Origin of the sequence: Bacillus jepli (assembly GCF_047238305.1) — a bacterium.
In the GTDB taxonomy this organism is placed as follows: Bacteria; Bacillota; Bacilli; order Bacillales; family Bacillaceae_L; genus Ferdinandcohnia.
The window spans coordinates 2,694,345-2,708,660 of the sequence record NZ_JBDFMO010000001.1 but is presented as its reverse complement, the minus strand read 5'-3'; the positions used below and the strand labels follow the sequence as shown (position 1 = coordinate 2,708,660).

Annotated in this window: 17 protein-coding genes; 5 read left to right on the top strand and 12 right to left on the bottom strand. The window is 37.0% G+C overall.

From position 1 onward, the window contains the following. Nucleotides 1–169 precede the first annotated feature (169 nt). Both ABC371_RS13810 and ispG read left to right on the top strand, forming a co-directional pair. The gene (locus tag ABC371_RS13810; protein ID WP_412897317.1) at nt 170–496 is read left to right on the top strand and encodes a hypothetical protein; all 327 of its coding nucleotides are present in this window, start codon (nt 170–172) and stop codon (nt 494–496) included. A 136-nt stretch (nt 497–632) separates the two neighbouring features. Further along, the gene (gene ispG, locus ABC371_RS13805; RefSeq protein WP_412899354.1) at nt 633–1,739 is read left to right on the top strand and encodes a flavodoxin-dependent (E)-4-hydroxy-3-methylbut-2-enyl-diphosphate synthase; all 1,107 of its coding nucleotides are present in this window, start codon (nt 633–635) and stop codon (nt 1,737–1,739) included. 57 nt (nt 1,740–1,796) lie between these two features. Here the strand turns inward: ispG and ABC371_RS13800 are convergent, their stop codons facing one another. From ABC371_RS13800 to ABC371_RS13780, 5 genes are all read right to left on the bottom strand, one after another. After that, entirely contained in the window at nt 1,797–2,183 is a 387-nt protein-coding gene (locus tag ABC371_RS13800; protein ID WP_412897316.1) for a DUF4190 domain-containing protein, read from the bottom strand. A 114-nt stretch (nt 2,184–2,297) separates the two neighbouring features. Continuing rightward, nucleotides 2,298–2,711: a zinc uptake transcriptional repressor Zur gene (gene zur, locus ABC371_RS13795; RefSeq protein ID WP_412897315.1), complete on the bottom strand. Its 414-nt coding sequence runs from the start codon at nt 2,709–2,711 to the stop codon at nt 2,298–2,300. After that, a complete protein-coding gene (locus ABC371_RS13790; RefSeq protein WP_412897314.1) occupies nt 2,708–3,550 on the bottom strand; it encodes a metal ABC transporter permease in 843 nt (280 codons plus the stop codon). The genes zur and ABC371_RS13790 overlap by 4 nt, the downstream gene beginning before the upstream one ends. Nucleotides 3,551–3,563: 13 nt before the next feature. Beyond that, a complete protein-coding gene (locus ABC371_RS13785; protein ID WP_412897313.1) occupies nt 3,564–4,328 on the bottom strand; it encodes a metal ABC transporter ATP-binding protein in 765 nt (254 codons plus the stop codon). A 169-nt stretch (nt 4,329–4,497) separates the two neighbouring features. Continuing rightward, nucleotides 4,498–5,367, bottom strand: a complete 870-nt coding sequence (locus ABC371_RS13780; protein WP_412897312.1) for a YitT family protein — start codon at nt 5,365–5,367, stop codon at nt 4,498–4,500. A 104-nt stretch (nt 5,368–5,471) separates the two neighbouring features. Here ABC371_RS13780 and ABC371_RS13775 point away from each other — a divergent pair, with 104 nt between their 5' ends. After that, the gene (locus ABC371_RS13775; RefSeq protein WP_412897311.1) at nt 5,472–5,729 is read left to right on the top strand and encodes a DUF2624 domain-containing protein; all 258 of its coding nucleotides are present in this window, start codon (nt 5,472–5,474) and stop codon (nt 5,727–5,729) included. Nucleotides 5,730–5,766: 37 nt separating this feature from the next. On the opposite strand, the gene ABC371_RS13770 is transcribed toward ABC371_RS13775, so the two are convergent. Both ABC371_RS13770 and ABC371_RS13765 read right to left on the bottom strand, forming a co-directional pair. Further along, nucleotides 5,767–6,660 carry a deoxyribonuclease IV gene (locus ABC371_RS13770; RefSeq protein ID WP_412897310.1) on the bottom strand — a complete coding sequence of 298 codons (894 nt, stop codon included), beginning with the start codon at nt 6,658–6,660 and terminating at the stop codon, nt 5,767–5,769. 58 nt (nt 6,661–6,718) lie between these two features. Next, nucleotides 6,719–8,026 (bottom strand): DEAD/DEAH box helicase, encoded by a 1,308-nt coding sequence (locus ABC371_RS13765; RefSeq protein ID WP_412897309.1) that lies wholly within the window; start codon nt 8,024–8,026, stop codon nt 6,719–6,721. Between the two features lie 232 nt (nt 8,027–8,258). Between ABC371_RS13765 and vrrA the strand changes: the two genes are divergently transcribed. Then, nucleotides 8,259–8,870: a VrrA/YqfQ family protein gene (vrrA, locus tag ABC371_RS13760; protein WP_412897308.1), complete on the top strand. Its 612-nt coding sequence runs from the start codon at nt 8,259–8,261 to the stop codon at nt 8,868–8,870. A 129-nt stretch (nt 8,871–8,999) separates the two neighbouring features. Next, entirely contained in the window at nt 9,000–9,947 is a 948-nt protein-coding gene (locus ABC371_RS13755; RefSeq protein ID WP_412897307.1) for a 4-hydroxy-3-methylbut-2-enyl diphosphate reductase, read from the top strand. Between the two features lie 40 nt (nt 9,948–9,987). Here ABC371_RS13755 and ABC371_RS13750 read toward each other — a convergent pair whose 3' ends face one another. From ABC371_RS13750 to ABC371_RS13730, 5 genes are all read right to left on the bottom strand, one after another. Next, nucleotides 9,988–11,115: a Nif3-like dinuclear metal center hexameric protein gene (locus ABC371_RS13750; RefSeq protein ID WP_412897306.1), complete on the bottom strand. Its 1,128-nt coding sequence runs from the start codon at nt 11,113–11,115 to the stop codon at nt 9,988–9,990. Continuing rightward, entirely contained in the window at nt 11,112–11,816 is a 705-nt protein-coding gene (locus ABC371_RS13745) for a tRNA (adenine(22)-N(1))-methyltransferase (RefSeq protein WP_412897305.1), read from the bottom strand. Before ABC371_RS13745 ends, ABC371_RS13750 begins: the two co-directional genes overlap by 4 nt. 123 nt (nt 11,817–11,939) lie before the next feature. Further along, on the bottom strand, nt 11,940–12,293 hold the full coding sequence (gene cccA, locus ABC371_RS13740; protein WP_412897304.1) for a cytochrome c550: 354 nt from the start codon (nt 12,291–12,293) through the stop codon (nt 11,940–11,942). A 231-nt stretch (nt 12,294–12,524) separates the two neighbouring features. Beyond that, nucleotides 12,525–13,664: an acyl-CoA dehydrogenase family protein gene (locus ABC371_RS13735; RefSeq protein WP_412897303.1), complete on the bottom strand. Its 1,140-nt coding sequence runs from the start codon at nt 13,662–13,664 to the stop codon at nt 12,525–12,527. A 67-nt stretch (nt 13,665–13,731) separates the two neighbouring features. Continuing rightward, entirely contained in the window at nt 13,732–14,265 is a 534-nt protein-coding gene (locus tag ABC371_RS13730; RefSeq protein WP_412897302.1) for a hypothetical protein, read from the bottom strand. Nucleotides 14,266–14,316 lie beyond the last annotated feature (51 nt).

The following is a 14,316-nucleotide window of genomic DNA, read 5'->3' as shown; positions in this document are numbered from 1 at the left end:
CTGTAACATTCGGATTCATCCGTCTCTCGTAACTCTATTTTTCACTCTACTTGTTGAAAGTATGTGTTTTAAGTTTTTCTATTAATTTTGTCTCTTTCTATTAATTTTTGGAATATCAAGAAGACTTGAGCATATTCTGTAGTAAGTTGATCTATCGGAGGTTTTGGATATGAAGCGATTCTTCGCATTCCTAGCAATTGCATTTACTCTATATATTATTTATTTCGATGTAAGATTTGGAACTCTACCAGTTGCAAAGAATGAAACAATAGAGGCAACAGAGGTTATAGCCCAAACTCCAAATAATCCATATAAGGAAATCAAAGTAAATGCCGGTGATACGTTATTATCAATCGTCGAAGCTATAAATGTAGGGAAGCAGATCTCTTCAATTGAATCTGTAATAGAAGATTTTGAAGAACTTAACCCTACTAGCAAAGCAGAACTTCTCCAAATTGGTAAAACCTATAAATTTCCATTATATACAAATGAATAAGGGTCTTTTCTTGTCAATTTTTTGATTCAACTGTAAAATAGGCAAGTAAATAATTCTTTAGACTAGATATTTTTCTTATAAAGGATTACTCTTATATAAGTGATTATGATTAAATAGGTTTTAACTTAAAGGAGCGATATTCGTGAGTGAAATCATCCATCGTACAAAAACACGTCCTGTGAAGGTTGGTAATTTAACGATTGGTGGTAATAATGAAGTAGTTATTCAAAGTATGACCACTACTAAGACACATGATGTTGAGGCAACTGTTGCAGAGATAAAACGTCTTGAAGAAGCAGGATGTCAAATCGTTCGTGTGGCATGTCCAGATGAGCGTGCTGCAAATGCGATTCCAGAAATCAAGAAAAGAATTTCAATTCCTCTCGTAGTTGATATACATTTCGATTATAAATTAGCCTTAAAAGCGATTGAAGGAGGAGCCGACAAAATTCGGATTAACCCTGGTAATATCGGTCGTAAAGAAAAGGTTGAAGCTGTTGTTAAAGCAGCAAAAGAAAAAGGAATTCCAATTCGTATCGGGGTAAATGCTGGATCACTAGAAAAACGCATCCTCGATAAATATGGGTACCCAACTGCAGACGGTATGGTTGAAAGTGCATTACACCATATTAAAATCTTAGAAGACCTTGATTTCCATGACATTATTGTGTCAATGAAGGCATCTACAGTTCCACTTGCAATCGAAGCCTATGAAAAAGCTGCAAAGGCATTCGATTACCCATTACACTTAGGTATTACTGAATCTGGAACACTGTTTTCTGGAACTGTGAAAAGTGCGGCTGGTTTAGGTGCTATTTTAAGTAAGGGAATCGGAAATACACTTCGTGTTTCACTAAGTGCAGACCCTGTTGAGGAAGTTAAGGTTGCACGTGAATTATTAAAGTCATTTGGTTTAATATCTAATGCAGCAACATTAGTTTCATGCCCAACATGTGGACGAATTGAAATCGATCTAATTAAAATTGCTAATGAGGTTGAAGAGTACATTTCAAACATTAAAGCACCAATTAAGGTTTCTGTATTGGGATGTGCCGTTAACGGCCCAGGAGAGGCTAAAGAAGCTGATATAGGGATTGCTGGAGCAAGAGGAGAAGGATTACTTTTCCGTCACGGCAAAACCGTTCGTAAAGTACCAGAGGAAACCATGGTAGAAGAATTGAAAAAAGAAATTGACAAGCTTGCTGAAGAATACTTCGCAAAACAAACTGCTGAACAAAAATAATAGAAATAAGCCCGACACGCAAAGTGTCGGGCTTATTTTTGTATTTACAATTATTTGTTAAAAGAATGGGAGGATGAATATGCCTACGATAATCGATACAGCACCGATCCCGATAGCCCATGCTCCTAAACCAGTTGCTCCACGTCGGCGTGCAATGAATCCAATAATAATACCTGCTGCTCCTAATAACACAGGCATTACAAACAAGGAAATAATGGATAGAGCAAGAGCCAACCAACCTAAGCCTGCACCACCTGCTCTATCTTCCGTTTGATCACGATCCACTTCACGTCTCGTGGTTCCATAATTGATTGGAGCGGCAACCTCTGCTGCCGTTTCCTCATTATAGCTTGAGTCAGCATTTGCACCAATATTTGGATCAACGTAGTAATCAAAATCATTATTGTCTTGATAGTTTCGTACGTTTTTGTCTTGTTCTGCCATGCTTATCCCTCGCTTTCCTTATGGGTAAGGAGCATTTATAGTATGGGTAATGCTAGCGAGAAATATAATTGTTAATCATTGACTGTAAGACCATTACATCTTTATAAACCATCTTTATGCTCTACACTCAGGGCATGCACCGTAAATTTCAAATTTATGATCAGTTACATCATAGCCTGATAAATTGTCGATGATCTTATCCATCGGACAGGATTCAATTTCCTTTGTTTTTCCACATTCTAAGCAGATAAAATGGTGGTGATGATGGCTTCCACCACAGGTAAAACGGAAGTGTTTTTCGCCTGATAGTTCCGTCGATTCCAAAATGCCGAGATCAACAAATAAAGAAAGGTTTCGATAAATTGTGTCAAAGCTAAGTCCTGGATAGTTTCCTTTTAAGCTATCCAAGACATCCTTTGCGGTTAAATATTTATCAGAAACAGAAAACAGCTCAAGCATTTCCTGTCTTTTTCCAGTATGTTTAAATCCTTTTTCCTTCATTAATTCCATTGCTTCAGATACATTCATACCGCTCTTCCTTTCCACCATTTTTTCCAACCTATTGCACCTAAAAGAACCATGATTGAGAGGACAACGATGGTTCCTCCGGGAGCCAAATCAAGATAATAAGAAAGCACTAATCCAAAAACCACTGCTAATTCACCAAAAATGACTGACAAAATAATTGTTTGTTTAAAGCCCTTTGCAACTCGAATTGCTGCTGCAACTGGTAAAGTCATTAATGAGGATACTAATAAAATACCGACAATTCTCATCGAAGCAGCAATTACTAACGCAACTGTCACAATAAAGATAAAGTGGATCGTTTTTGCATTAATTCCTGAAACGGCTGCATGTTCTTCGTCAAATGATAAAAGAAATAATTCCTTATATAGAAAAATCACAATCAAAATAACAAGTATCGAAATCCCTAGAATGGTCCATAAATCGGAACGGCTAATTGCGCTCACACTACCAAATAAATAATTAAATAAATCGGTATTAAAACCATCTGCAAGTGAAATAAAAATAACGCCTAATCCTATCCCACCAGATAGGATGATGGGAATTGCAAGCTCTTGATAATGCTTGTATACCGTTCGTAATCGTTCAATAAAAAGTGAGCCAACAACTGAAAAAGTCATTCCCATGTAAATAGGATTAACTGGCTGTGTAAGTCCTAACTTCTTTTCAAGTAAAAGACTTGCCGCAATCCCTGCTAATGTGACATGGCTTAAGGCATCTGCAATGAGTGAGAGCCGTCTTACCACAATAAAAACACCAAGCAATGGTGCAATCAACCCAATCAGCAAACCACTTAGGAATGCATTTTGCAAAAATTCATATTGAAATATGTCTGAAAGCATTGTTTCACCTTCCTCATGTTTGGTCATGGGTAATTACATGAAGTGGATGGCCATAATAGTTGGATAAATCCTGGTCTTGAACATGTTCAAATTCCTTCGCACTTCCATGGAAATGAAGATGCTTATTTAAACATGCGACATGAGATACCTTTTCCGAAATTGTCCCTACATCATGTGTAACTAAAATCAATGTAATTCCCTTATTTTTATTAATATCTTCAAGCATATGGTAAAATGCTTGAACAGTCTTAGCATCAACCCCTACAGTCGGCTCATCAAGGATGAGAAGCACTGGTTCACTTACAAGAGCCCTCGCGATAAATACACGCTGTTGTTGCCCTCCCGAAAGTTCGCCAATGTTTCGATCTATAAACTTCTCCATTCCGACCGATTGAAGAGCTTCCTCAACTTTTTTCTTATGCTGTTGCTTGAAAAAATGAAACAATCCAAGCTTCGGCGTCAATCCACTTGAAACAACTTCAAATACAGTTGCCGGAAATCCGGAGTTAAAGCTGTTAGCTTTTTGGGATACAAATCCGATTTTCGACCAGTCTCTAAATTTTGAAATCGGTGTTCCAAACAATTCAATTGACCCTTTTTGCAGATTTACAAGACCCAGAATACTTTTGAGTAATGTTGTTTTACCAGAACCATTAGGTCCGACAATCGCTAAGAATGAGCCTTTTGGGACAACTAAATTGATGTTTTCTAATACGGTTTGCTCCTCATATCTAAAAGAAAGATCATTTATCGTCAATACCGAATTTGAGTTTGTCAAATTATCACCTTTTTTTGTATCTTATTAAGAATCATTACGATTTATACTTTATGAAGTATACATGATGAATTTTATAAAGTAAAGATAATTGATAACAAAAAGGATTAACCCTTTTTAAAAAAAACTGTTTACAAACAGATCTTCTTGAAAAAGAGTTAATCTATTTCCTTTAATGTACAGCCGATTTGAAGCGACCCCCTCTTACTTCATGCGTATCCATGATGGTAATAAAAGCAGAAGGGTCAATTTCTTGAATAATTCCTTTCAGTTTAGTTACCTCAAGTCTTGTAACGACAACATAAACAACTTCCTTTTCTTCGTCCGTATATCCACCTCTGCCTTTAAGCTTCGTTGTTCCACGCCCAAGTCGATGTAAGATTGCATCTGATATTTCATCAAATTGTTCAGAAACGATGATTGCAGCCTTCGTTTCATCCAGTCCTTCTACAACTGCATCAATCGTTTTAAACGCAATGTAATAAGCTAATACGGAATACATCGCTGATTCAAGACCGAAAACAAAACCTGCGAGTGCGAAAATAAAGATATTGATAAACATGACAAATTCTCCAACAGAGAACGGTAACTTTTTCGTTAAAATAATTGATAAAATTTCAGTACCATCCATTGATCCCCCATTACGTATGACAATACCAACCCCTGTCCCAAGAAGAAGCCCCCCAAATACGGCAGCAAGTATTGGTTCAATATCAAAAGGCTGAACATAGTGAAGCAACGTTTCAATAATAGCTAGTGCTACAATCCCTAAAATACTAGACCACATAAAGGTTTTACCGATTTGAATATACCCTGAATACATAAATGGTAGATTAAAGATGACAACAAGAAAACCAAATGTAATATAGGTCGGCGTTAAATAATCTACAATTAACGAAATACCAATGATCCCACCATCAATAATTTTATTAGGAATTAAGAAAAGTTCAATCGAAGCAGCAGCAATGGCGGCACCAACAATTATCATAATCACTCGAAATATAATGTGTAAAACGCTTTCCTTTTTATGCTCTCTGTTCATCCCATCACTCCAATTCAAAAAAGTATTTGTTTTTCTTGAATGATTTTATGCACAATCTTTTTCATGTTGAAATAGACTAACGTGAGGAAGGTGAAGTTTGCACTATGAATATTTATCAGCAGATCATTAACCAAAAATTAAAGACCTTAACACCCGATGACTTAATAAAATATGGAAAACAATATGATATACATGTAACCAAGTCACAAGCAACAAATGTGTTAAAATTGATTCGAAAAAAGAAGCATATAAATATTTTTAATCCTGATGAAAAAAATCAATTACTTAAGGAAATTGCCCAGATCACAAGTCCTGAGGTTGCTAGAAAATTAAACCAATTGTTTATTAAATTTACGAGTTGAAAAAAGCTGTCAATGACAAGACAGCTTTTTTCTTCATTTATTGATTCATAATTTTCTCTAATAAGCCGTCATCAAAAGATTTTGAACGTATCATTTCAATTTCAAACTTATACGGAGCTTTCTTATTGTTTTTATCTTCACCAACATAAGGTGTTTCTAAAATTTTAGGGACATTTTCAAGGGTTGGATGATGGACAATATAATTAATTGCATCAAATCCAATTTTTCCAAATCCAATATTTTCGTGACGGTCTTTACTTGCACCTTTTTCATTTTTACTGTCATTAATATGAAGGACCTTAATGCGGTCAACACCAATTATTTTATCAAATTGCTCTAGTACCCCATCAAAATCATTTACAATATCATAACCAGCATCATGGGTATGACATGTATCGAAACAAACTGATAGCTTGTCATTATGTGTTACACCTTCAATAATCTGTGCGATTTCTTCAAAAGATCTACCACACTCAGACCCTTTTCCAGCCATTGTTTCTAATGCAATTTGCACATTTTGGTCTTTAGTGACTACTTCATTTAGACCCTCAATAATTTTCTTGATTCCCGCTTCTGCACCAGCACCAACATGTGCTCCAGGATGAAGGACGATTTGTTTAGCCCCTAGTGCATCTGTTCTCTCAATTTCGGAACGTAAGAAGTTTACACCTAATTCGAAGGTAGCTGGATTTGAGGTGTTGCCAATATTAATAATATAAGGAGCATGGACAACAATTTCGTCAATCCCATTTTCCTTCATATGAGCAAGGCCAGCCTCTATATTTAAGTCCTCTATCTTTTTACGTCTTGTATTTTGTGGTGCACCAGTATAAATCATAAATGTATTTGCACCATAAGATACTGCTTCTTCACTTGCTGCTAGAAGCATCTTTTTGCCACTCATTGAAACATGTGAGCCAATTTTAAGCATACGTTACACTCCAATCTCCCTTAAACAATTCGTACAACCATTTTATCATATCCAACGCTTATTTTCTCTTCAATCGTTTTTGGCGCTTCTTGAAATCTTCCATTTCTTTGTTCATTTTTTTCTTATAGCCCGGTTTCACTTTTTTAGGTTTTTTCACCTTGTTTTTCGCAAGTTTATCAATTTCATCTACTTGTTTTTTACGAGCTTTTCGTTTATTTCGCTCACCAATATTTATCCATTCATCTTGTTCGAGATCCATATTCTTAAACGTAATACCCATTTTCTCAAGCCTTACAATTGCATCCTCATCAGATGGATCATAAATCGTTGCAGCAATTCCGGAGTATCCGGCTCTTGCCGTTCTACCAACTCTATGGATATAAAAATCAAGATCACTTGGTAGTTCATAATTGATTACATGACTAACACCCTCAATATCAATTCCTCTTGCGGCTAGGTCTGTTGCAACGACATATTGAAATTCAAGTGAATTTATTTGTTTCATCACTTTTTTACGTTCACGAGGTGGAAGGTCTCCGTGGATTCTTCCAACCTTCATCCCTTTTTCAATGAGCCCGTCAGCCACTTCATCAGCCATTTTTTTAGTGTTAGTGAATATAATCGCTAAGTATGGGTTATACGCCTCCAGCATTGATTTTAATAGGCTCTGCTTATTTCGATGACGGAGTGGAACAAGAATATGTTCCACCTTTGCTGCAGCAGCCTGTTCTGGTGCAACATGAGTGTAACGAGGATTTTCCAAATATTTTTTTAAAAAGGGCTTTAGCTTTTCTGGAATCGTTGCTGAAAATACTAAAATTTGAAGATCTTCCTGCATTCTAGCTGCAATTTGGTCAACATCTTCAATGAAGCCCATATCAAGCACTAGATCTGCTTCATCAACAACGATTTGATTGGCCGTATATACCTGAAGAGCCTGTTCCTTGACTAAATCATGAATTCTTCCAGGGGTTCCCACAACAATTTGTGGCTGCGTTCTTAGTTTTTCAATCGCACGTGCCTTATCAGTTCCGCCCACAAATAATTTAGCTGTAATCGGATTCTCTTCGCTACATTTAATTATCTTGCCAATCTCATGATAGATTTGCGTTGCAAGTTCTCTTGTTGGAGCTGTTATAACAGCTTGTACCTCTTGTCTTTCAGGATCAATCTTATTGATTATAGGTAACAGGTAAGCATGAGTTTTACCTGTTCCAGTTTGCGATTGACCAATGGCGCTTTCTCCTCGCTGAATGCTAGGTATTAATCGCTCTTGAATTTCAGTTGGCTTTGTAAATTTTAACTCCTTTAATGCCTCAAGTATAAACGGCTGAAATTGAAAACGTTCAAAATCTTGTACTGTCATTACAATCCCTCATTTATATAAATATCAATTTTTTTGTAAGGTTTTTAGTTCATTTGAATAATCATCATCATAACCTAACAATTAATTATAAAGGAAACCATAAAAAAACACCAATCAAGCCTAATTGAGCGATTTGCTTAAACATTCATTTCCCTTTTCGCATATCCTAAAAACAAGGTATTATCACTATACTCTGTTCTTAGTCTCTGCAATGTGAAAGGAGGATAAGTAAATGTTTTTTCCAAGAAATCCAATGAGTCAGATGAGTCAAATGACACCAATGAGATCAATGAGGCCACCATCCATGTTTCCTCAGCAAACGGGTTTCCGACCACCAGGAATGTTTGGTGGTATGCAAGGTATGCAAGGCATGCAAGGACAAGGAAGAGCCGGCTTAGGCGGTCTTTTGAGAAGATTAATCCCTGGTATGGGGCAGTCAAATCCAACACGTGGAATGGGGGGAATGACTGGTCTTTTTAATCCTTCACAAGCAATGAATTCTGGCACACTTCAAAATTTAGCAAACCCTTCGAACCTTAGTTCAATGTTGGGAAATGTCCAAAAGACCTTAAAAATGGCGGAATCGGTCGTTCCAATGGTTCAGCAATATGGTCCATTAATGAAAAATATTCCGGCTATGATTAAAATGTACAGTGCACTTAAAAATTCAGGAAATGAAGAAGAAGTGAAAGAAGAGAACGAAAAAAATGAAACACTCTCGCTTTCTGACGTGACCTCCGACGATGAGAATACTGAAAATGAAAATGAAAATGAAAATGAAAATGAAAATGAAAAGCCGAAAGCAAAGGGTACTGGAGAATCTGTTCCAAAGCTTTACATTTAAAAGACTTTGTATTATCCTTCATACTCAGATATAATAAATACGAGATTACGAGAGTACCAACGTAAATACGCCAAGGCGCTTTTGATTGGTATAAAACTATCCGATTTATTAACTGAGGAGGAGAAGTGCATGGAAGTAATCAAAGTTGCACCGCGCGGTTATTGCTATGGTGTAGTGGATGCGATGGTAATTGCGAAAAATGCCGCTTTAGATAAAACATTACCTAGACCCATTTATATATTAGGAATGATTGTTCACAATAAACACGTAACTGATGCCTTCGAAGAAGAAGGAATTATTACACTTGATGGACCGAATCGTTTAGATATCCTAAATCAGGTTAAAGAAGGTACTGTTATTTTCACAGCGCATGGTGTATCACCTGAGGTGAAACGCTTAGCGAAGGAAAGAGGTCTTGTTACTCTTGATGCGACATGCCCTGACGTTACTAGAACGCATGATTTAATCAAGGAAAAAACAGCAGAGGGTTATCACATTATTTATATTGGGAAAAAAGGTCATCCTGAGCCAGAAGGAGCAATTGGTGAAGCACCTGGTTTCGTTCATCTTGTTCAAACGGTTGAAGATGTTGAGAAGCTTGAGCTAAGTAGTGAAAAACTTGTTGTAACCAACCAAACTACGATGAGCCAATGGGATGTTCAGCATGTGATGGAAAAGGTTCAGGAAAAATTCCCACATACTGAAGTCCATAATGAAATTTGTTTAGCTACTCAGGTTCGTCAAGAAGCCGTTTCAGAACAAGCAAAAGAAGCTGATTTAACAATTGTAGTTGGAGATCCAATGAGTAATAACTCGAACCGTCTTGCACAGGTTTCCAAGGAAATTGCAGGTACTACAGCTTATCGTGTAGCAGATGTCAGCGACATCCAACTTGAATGGCTAAAAGGAGTAGAGAAGGTAGCTGTAACAGCAGGTGCCTCCACCCCAACACCGATTACAAAAGAAGTGATTAATTTCTTAGAGCAGTTTGACCCAGAAAACGAAGAAACCTGGGAACGCGTTCGTAAAGTACCTCTTTATAAAGTGTTGCCAAAAGTAAAAGCCCCTAAAAAGTAAGTGAAGGAAAGGTACCCCTGATTCGGAGTACCTTTTTTGTTTATAAAAATTTAAATGGATCGGTATTTAGCTCTGATGTGATAACTAAAACCTCGTATTTTTTTTCTTTAAAACGTTCAGTTAGGACATTTGCAACCCCTTTTTTCATCACTTTTTCCACATTATGACCAGGGTCTACAATATTAAGCCCCATCATCATGGCATCATGAGCAACATGATAATACATATCCCCAGTTACATACACATCTGCCCCAGCTCTTTTAGCATGCGAAATATATTTATTGCCATCACCACCGAGTACAGCGACCTTTTTTACTTTATCTGTTAGTGATCCAACAACACGTATGCCATCTACCTCTAATTTATCCTTCACATGCTGTGCAAATTGCTGAAGCGTCATCTCATGTTGAAGATACCCAACTCGCCCAAGCCCAAGTGCATTTCCTTCATTTTCAAGAGGATAAATATCATAAGCAACCTCTTCATATGGATGTACCTTAAGCATAGCAGTAACAACCTTTTTCTGAAGACTGCTAGGAAAAACTGTTTCAATTTTGATTTCGTCTACTTTTTCTAGTTGGCCAACTACCCCAATATGAGGGTTTGTTCCTTCATGTGGCAAAAAGGTACCGGTACCCTCGGTATTAAAGGTACAGTGACTGTAATCTCCAATAAAGCCTGCACCTGCCGTTCCTAGTGCTGTCCGAACCACATCTGCATTTTCTCTAGGAACATATACAGCTAATTTTTTTAGTCTTTCCTCATGGGTAGGAGCAAGCAATTCAATATTTGTTAGCTCTAAGGCATTTGCTAATAAATCATTGACCCCACCTACTGCGACATCCAGATTTGTATGTGCTGCATAGACTGCAATATTATGTAAAATACATTTTTCAATGATTCTTCCTGCCGGCGTATCTGTTTGAATAGCTCTTAACGGACGGAATATTGGAGGATGATGAGCGATAATCAAATCGACTTCACTTGAAATGGCTTCATCTACAACTTCCTCTAACACATCAAGTACGACCATCATTTTCTTTATAGGTTTATTTAAAGTTCCAATTTGAAGACCAATTTTATCCCTGTCACCTTCAACGGCTAAATATTTTGGAGAAAATTGCTCAAATACTTGGATGACCTCAAATCCGTTCGGTATTTTGCTCAAGTTAATGCCTCCTTTACAATCTCGATCTTTTGCTCAAGCTCTTCTTTTCGTAAACGATTTTCTGGCGTTTCCCCAGCCTCTTTAAGTTGGTTCAGAATTCTTTCCCAATGCTTTAGTTCGTGTGACCACTTTTTAATGAAGATTGGATTTTTTTCTTTTAATAAAAAAGGTCCCAGCAATAATTCTTGGTCTTTCTTTTTATATGGTTTTTGTGGACTTCCTTTTTCAGCGACTAAAACCTCATAAATCTTTTTATCTTCTTCTAAGATTTCCTCGGCAATTAGTTCCCAATCGTTTTCGATCAGCCATTCTCTAATTGAAGACGCTCCGATATTTGGTTGGAGGACCAGTCGCTCTACACCTAGTAGTTTGCTTTTACCCTTGTCTAGGATAGAACGAATCAGCGAGCCACCCATTCCAGCAATGGTGATGCATGTTACTTCATTCGGTTGTATGACTTCTAAGCCATCTCCTTTTCGTGCTTCTAATGCGTCACTAAGTTGATTTTTTGCGATTTGTTTTTTGGCTGATTGCAAGGGGCCTTGCGCTACTTCTCCAGCGATTCCTTTTGTGATCATGCCATTTAAATAGGCATAACAAGGTAAATAAGCATGATCAGAGCCGATATCTGCTAAAATAGCCCCTTTTGGTATGTATGATGCAACTGTTTCAAGTCGCTTCGATAGTTTCTCTTCGTTCATAATAACACCACATTTTTTATAAATTAGGTTTCATTATACAGGATTTGCAGGTAAACTTCCATAAGGGTGATGGATGCAGAAAAAAACCCCTTACATAATATGCAAAGGGTTTTAATCTATTATTTATTTTTGTTCAACTAACCAATTTGCTATTTCTTGTACTTGTGCAGGGTCCTTAACTAAGCCACCTGGCATTGCACCTTTACCATTTGTAATGACATCTTGAATCTCTTCAGCTGATAAAGAAGTACCTTTCAAAGCAGGAGCATTACCTTGGCCTGCCAAGTCCTGTCCATGGCATGCTATACATGTAGTATTGACAATCTCTTCTGGGGAAGCTGCAGCTGTTTCTGGTGCCTCTTCACCTTTGTTTGCCATTTCGTCCATGTTTCCAAGTCCAACAAAACCTAATAGGAACATAAGTCCAATACCGAAAACTGCAATTAAAGCAAATGGTATTAATGGATTCTTTTTCATTTTCTGACCTCCCTTACTTATGTACATCATTTAAGAAGTTATTATATATATCCTATACAAACACTCTCTATTTTACTTGAAAAATGATAGAAGTGAAAGTCCTAATTGTACAAAGAACACTAGTAACATATTATTGTAAAATTATTTTACACAAAAATGTCACAAATTTGTCATAAAGACAAATAAAAACTCCTCTTCATTTAGAGAGGAGTGTCCAGTTTAGAGACTTTTTTAACATCCAATTGCTCTAGCAATCACCATTCGTTGAATCTCAGATGTTCCTTCTCCGATTTCTAAAAGCTTTGCATCTCTCATAAATCTTTCAACATGATATTCTTTCATATAGCCGTATCCACCGTGAATCTGAACTGCTTGATTTGTAACTTCCATGCAAATTTCAGACGCATATAGCTTAGCCATTGAAGCTTCTTTCGAAAATTGGCGGTTTTGATCTTTTAACCATGCGGCTTTGTACACCATATTTCGTGCCAATTCAATTTTCATTGCCATGTCTGCTAATTTAAATTGAATCGCTTGAAATTTTGAAAGCGATCTCCCAAATTGCTTTCGCTCCTTAGCATACGACAATGCCTTCTCATAGGCTGCTTGTGCAATCCCCACTGCCATCGCTCCAATTCCAATTCTGCCACCATCTAGCGTGATTAAAAACTGCCTGAAGCCCTCACCCCGTTTGCCAAGTAAGTTTTCCTCAGGTACGCGAACATCCTCTAGAATGATTTCCGTTGTGTTCGAAGCATGAAGCCCCATTTTCTCATAATTATCGATTACCTTAAACCCTTTTGCATCAGTTGGGACAATAATCGCGCTAATTTCCTTTTCCCCACCATTTCGACCTGTTACCGCAGTAAGAGCGAGATGCTTTGCAAAGCTCGCGTTGGTTATAAAACATTTATTTCCATTGATAATAAACTCGTTATGATCAAGTACTGCCTCTGTTTGTGTTCCGCCAGCATCCGAACCTGCATTTGGCTCAGTAAGTCCGAAAGCACCAAGCGACTCACCCGTACAGACGGGTGTTAAGTATTTTTGCTTTTGTTCGTTGGTTCCAAATAAATGAAGGGGTGCACCACCAAGTGAGATATGTGCAGAATATGTAATTCCGGTAGACCCACAGGCACGGCTAAGTTCTTCGACTACAATCGCAAAGCTAATCGTATCTGAATCGGCACCACCATATTCTTCAGGAAACGGTAGACCCATCATACCTAATTTACTAAGCTTTTGAAAAACTTCAATTGGGAAACGTTTGTCTTTGTCACGTTGTTCAGCGCCTGGAGCAACTTCTGCATCAGAAAATTCCCTAATGGTTTTTTGAATCATTTTTTGCTCTGTCGTTAAATCGAAATTCATAGTACCCCTCCCGTTGTATACGTTTTCAACCTCTATTATAAGGGGTGATTAAGAATTTTTAAACAATTTAAAAATTAAATATAAGAATCCCTGAAGTAATACTTCCTAGAATGCCCGCGATTAAAAAATATTTTTTCTTTGAAAAAATGCCAACAATGATCCAACAGACACAATTTAATAATATGATTCCGAACAAATAATATCCATGTCCTTTAAATATAAGATCACTTCCATTTACTGTGAGGAGAAGAATAAAAAGTGCAAGGATGATGGAAGCAAAATGGACGAAAAATGAATTATTTCGATTTAAAACTAAGCCTAAAGTACAGATAATTATAAAAATAAAGTTTATTAGCATTTGCATTATAGGAGATATTTCAGTAAAATAAGTGACAAGAAACATAACTGGTAAAAGTAAACCAATTCCAAGTATCCATATTATTGTTTTTTTCTTAGACTGGGACGTTGTTGTTTTGGATTCAACCCCTTCTCCTTCTGTATATAGTGAGAGAAGGAAGTTACAATAGGCTTCTGGCAGTAATTTATTTTTACGCCAATACAGGATTTCGTTAATGACAATGTTTTTTCTATCTTGGTTCATGAAAGCGTTCACCTTTTTTATAGTTAAGATCAAAGACTAAGAACGCCACTT

Excerpts from the sequence above, each read along its gene's own strand:
- ABC371_RS13755 (WP_412897307.1), top strand. The coding sequence starts at position 9,000 with ATGGAAGTAATCAAAGTTGCACCGCGCGGTTATTGCTATGGTGTAGTG.
- cccA (WP_412897304.1), bottom strand. The coding sequence starts at position 12,293 with ATGAAAAAGAATCCATTAATACCATTTGCTTTAATTGCAGTTTTCGGT.
- ABC371_RS13790 (WP_412897314.1), bottom strand. The coding sequence starts at position 3,550 with ATGCTTTCAGACATATTTCAATATGAATTTTTGCAAAATGCATTCCTA.
- ABC371_RS13730 (WP_412897302.1), bottom strand. The coding sequence starts at position 14,265 with ATGAACCAAGATAGAAAAAACATTGTCATTAACGAAATCCTGTATTGG.
- ABC371_RS13765 (WP_412897309.1), bottom strand. The coding sequence starts at position 8,026 with ATGACAGTACAAGATTTTGAACGTTTTCAATTTCAGCCGTTTATACTT.
- ABC371_RS13735 (WP_412897303.1), bottom strand. The coding sequence starts at position 13,664 with ATGAATTTCGATTTAACGACAGAGCAAAAAATGATTCAAAAAACCATT.
- ABC371_RS13775 (WP_412897311.1), top strand. The coding sequence starts at position 5,472 with ATGAATATTTATCAGCAGATCATTAACCAAAAATTAAAGACCTTAACA.
- ABC371_RS13745 (WP_412897305.1), bottom strand. The coding sequence starts at position 11,816 with ATGAACGAAGAGAAACTATCGAAGCGACTTGAAACAGTTGCATCATAC.
- ABC371_RS13780 (WP_412897312.1), bottom strand. The coding sequence starts at position 5,367 with ATGAACAGAGAGCATAAAAAGGAAAGCGTTTTACACATTATATTTCGA.
- ABC371_RS13800 (WP_412897316.1), bottom strand. The coding sequence starts at position 2,183 with ATGGCAGAACAAGACAAAAACGTACGAAACTATCAAGACAATAATGAT.
- ABC371_RS13770 (WP_412897310.1), bottom strand. The coding sequence starts at position 6,660 with ATGCTTAAAATTGGCTCACATGTTTCAATGAGTGGCAAAAAGATGCTT.
- vrrA (WP_412897308.1), top strand. The coding sequence starts at position 8,259 with ATGTTTTTTCCAAGAAATCCAATGAGTCAGATGAGTCAAATGACACCA.
- ABC371_RS13810 (WP_412897317.1), top strand. The coding sequence starts at position 170 with ATGAAGCGATTCTTCGCATTCCTAGCAATTGCATTTACTCTATATATT.
- zur (WP_412897315.1), bottom strand. The coding sequence starts at position 2,711 with ATGAATGTATCTGAAGCAATGGAATTAATGAAGGAAAAAGGATTTAAA.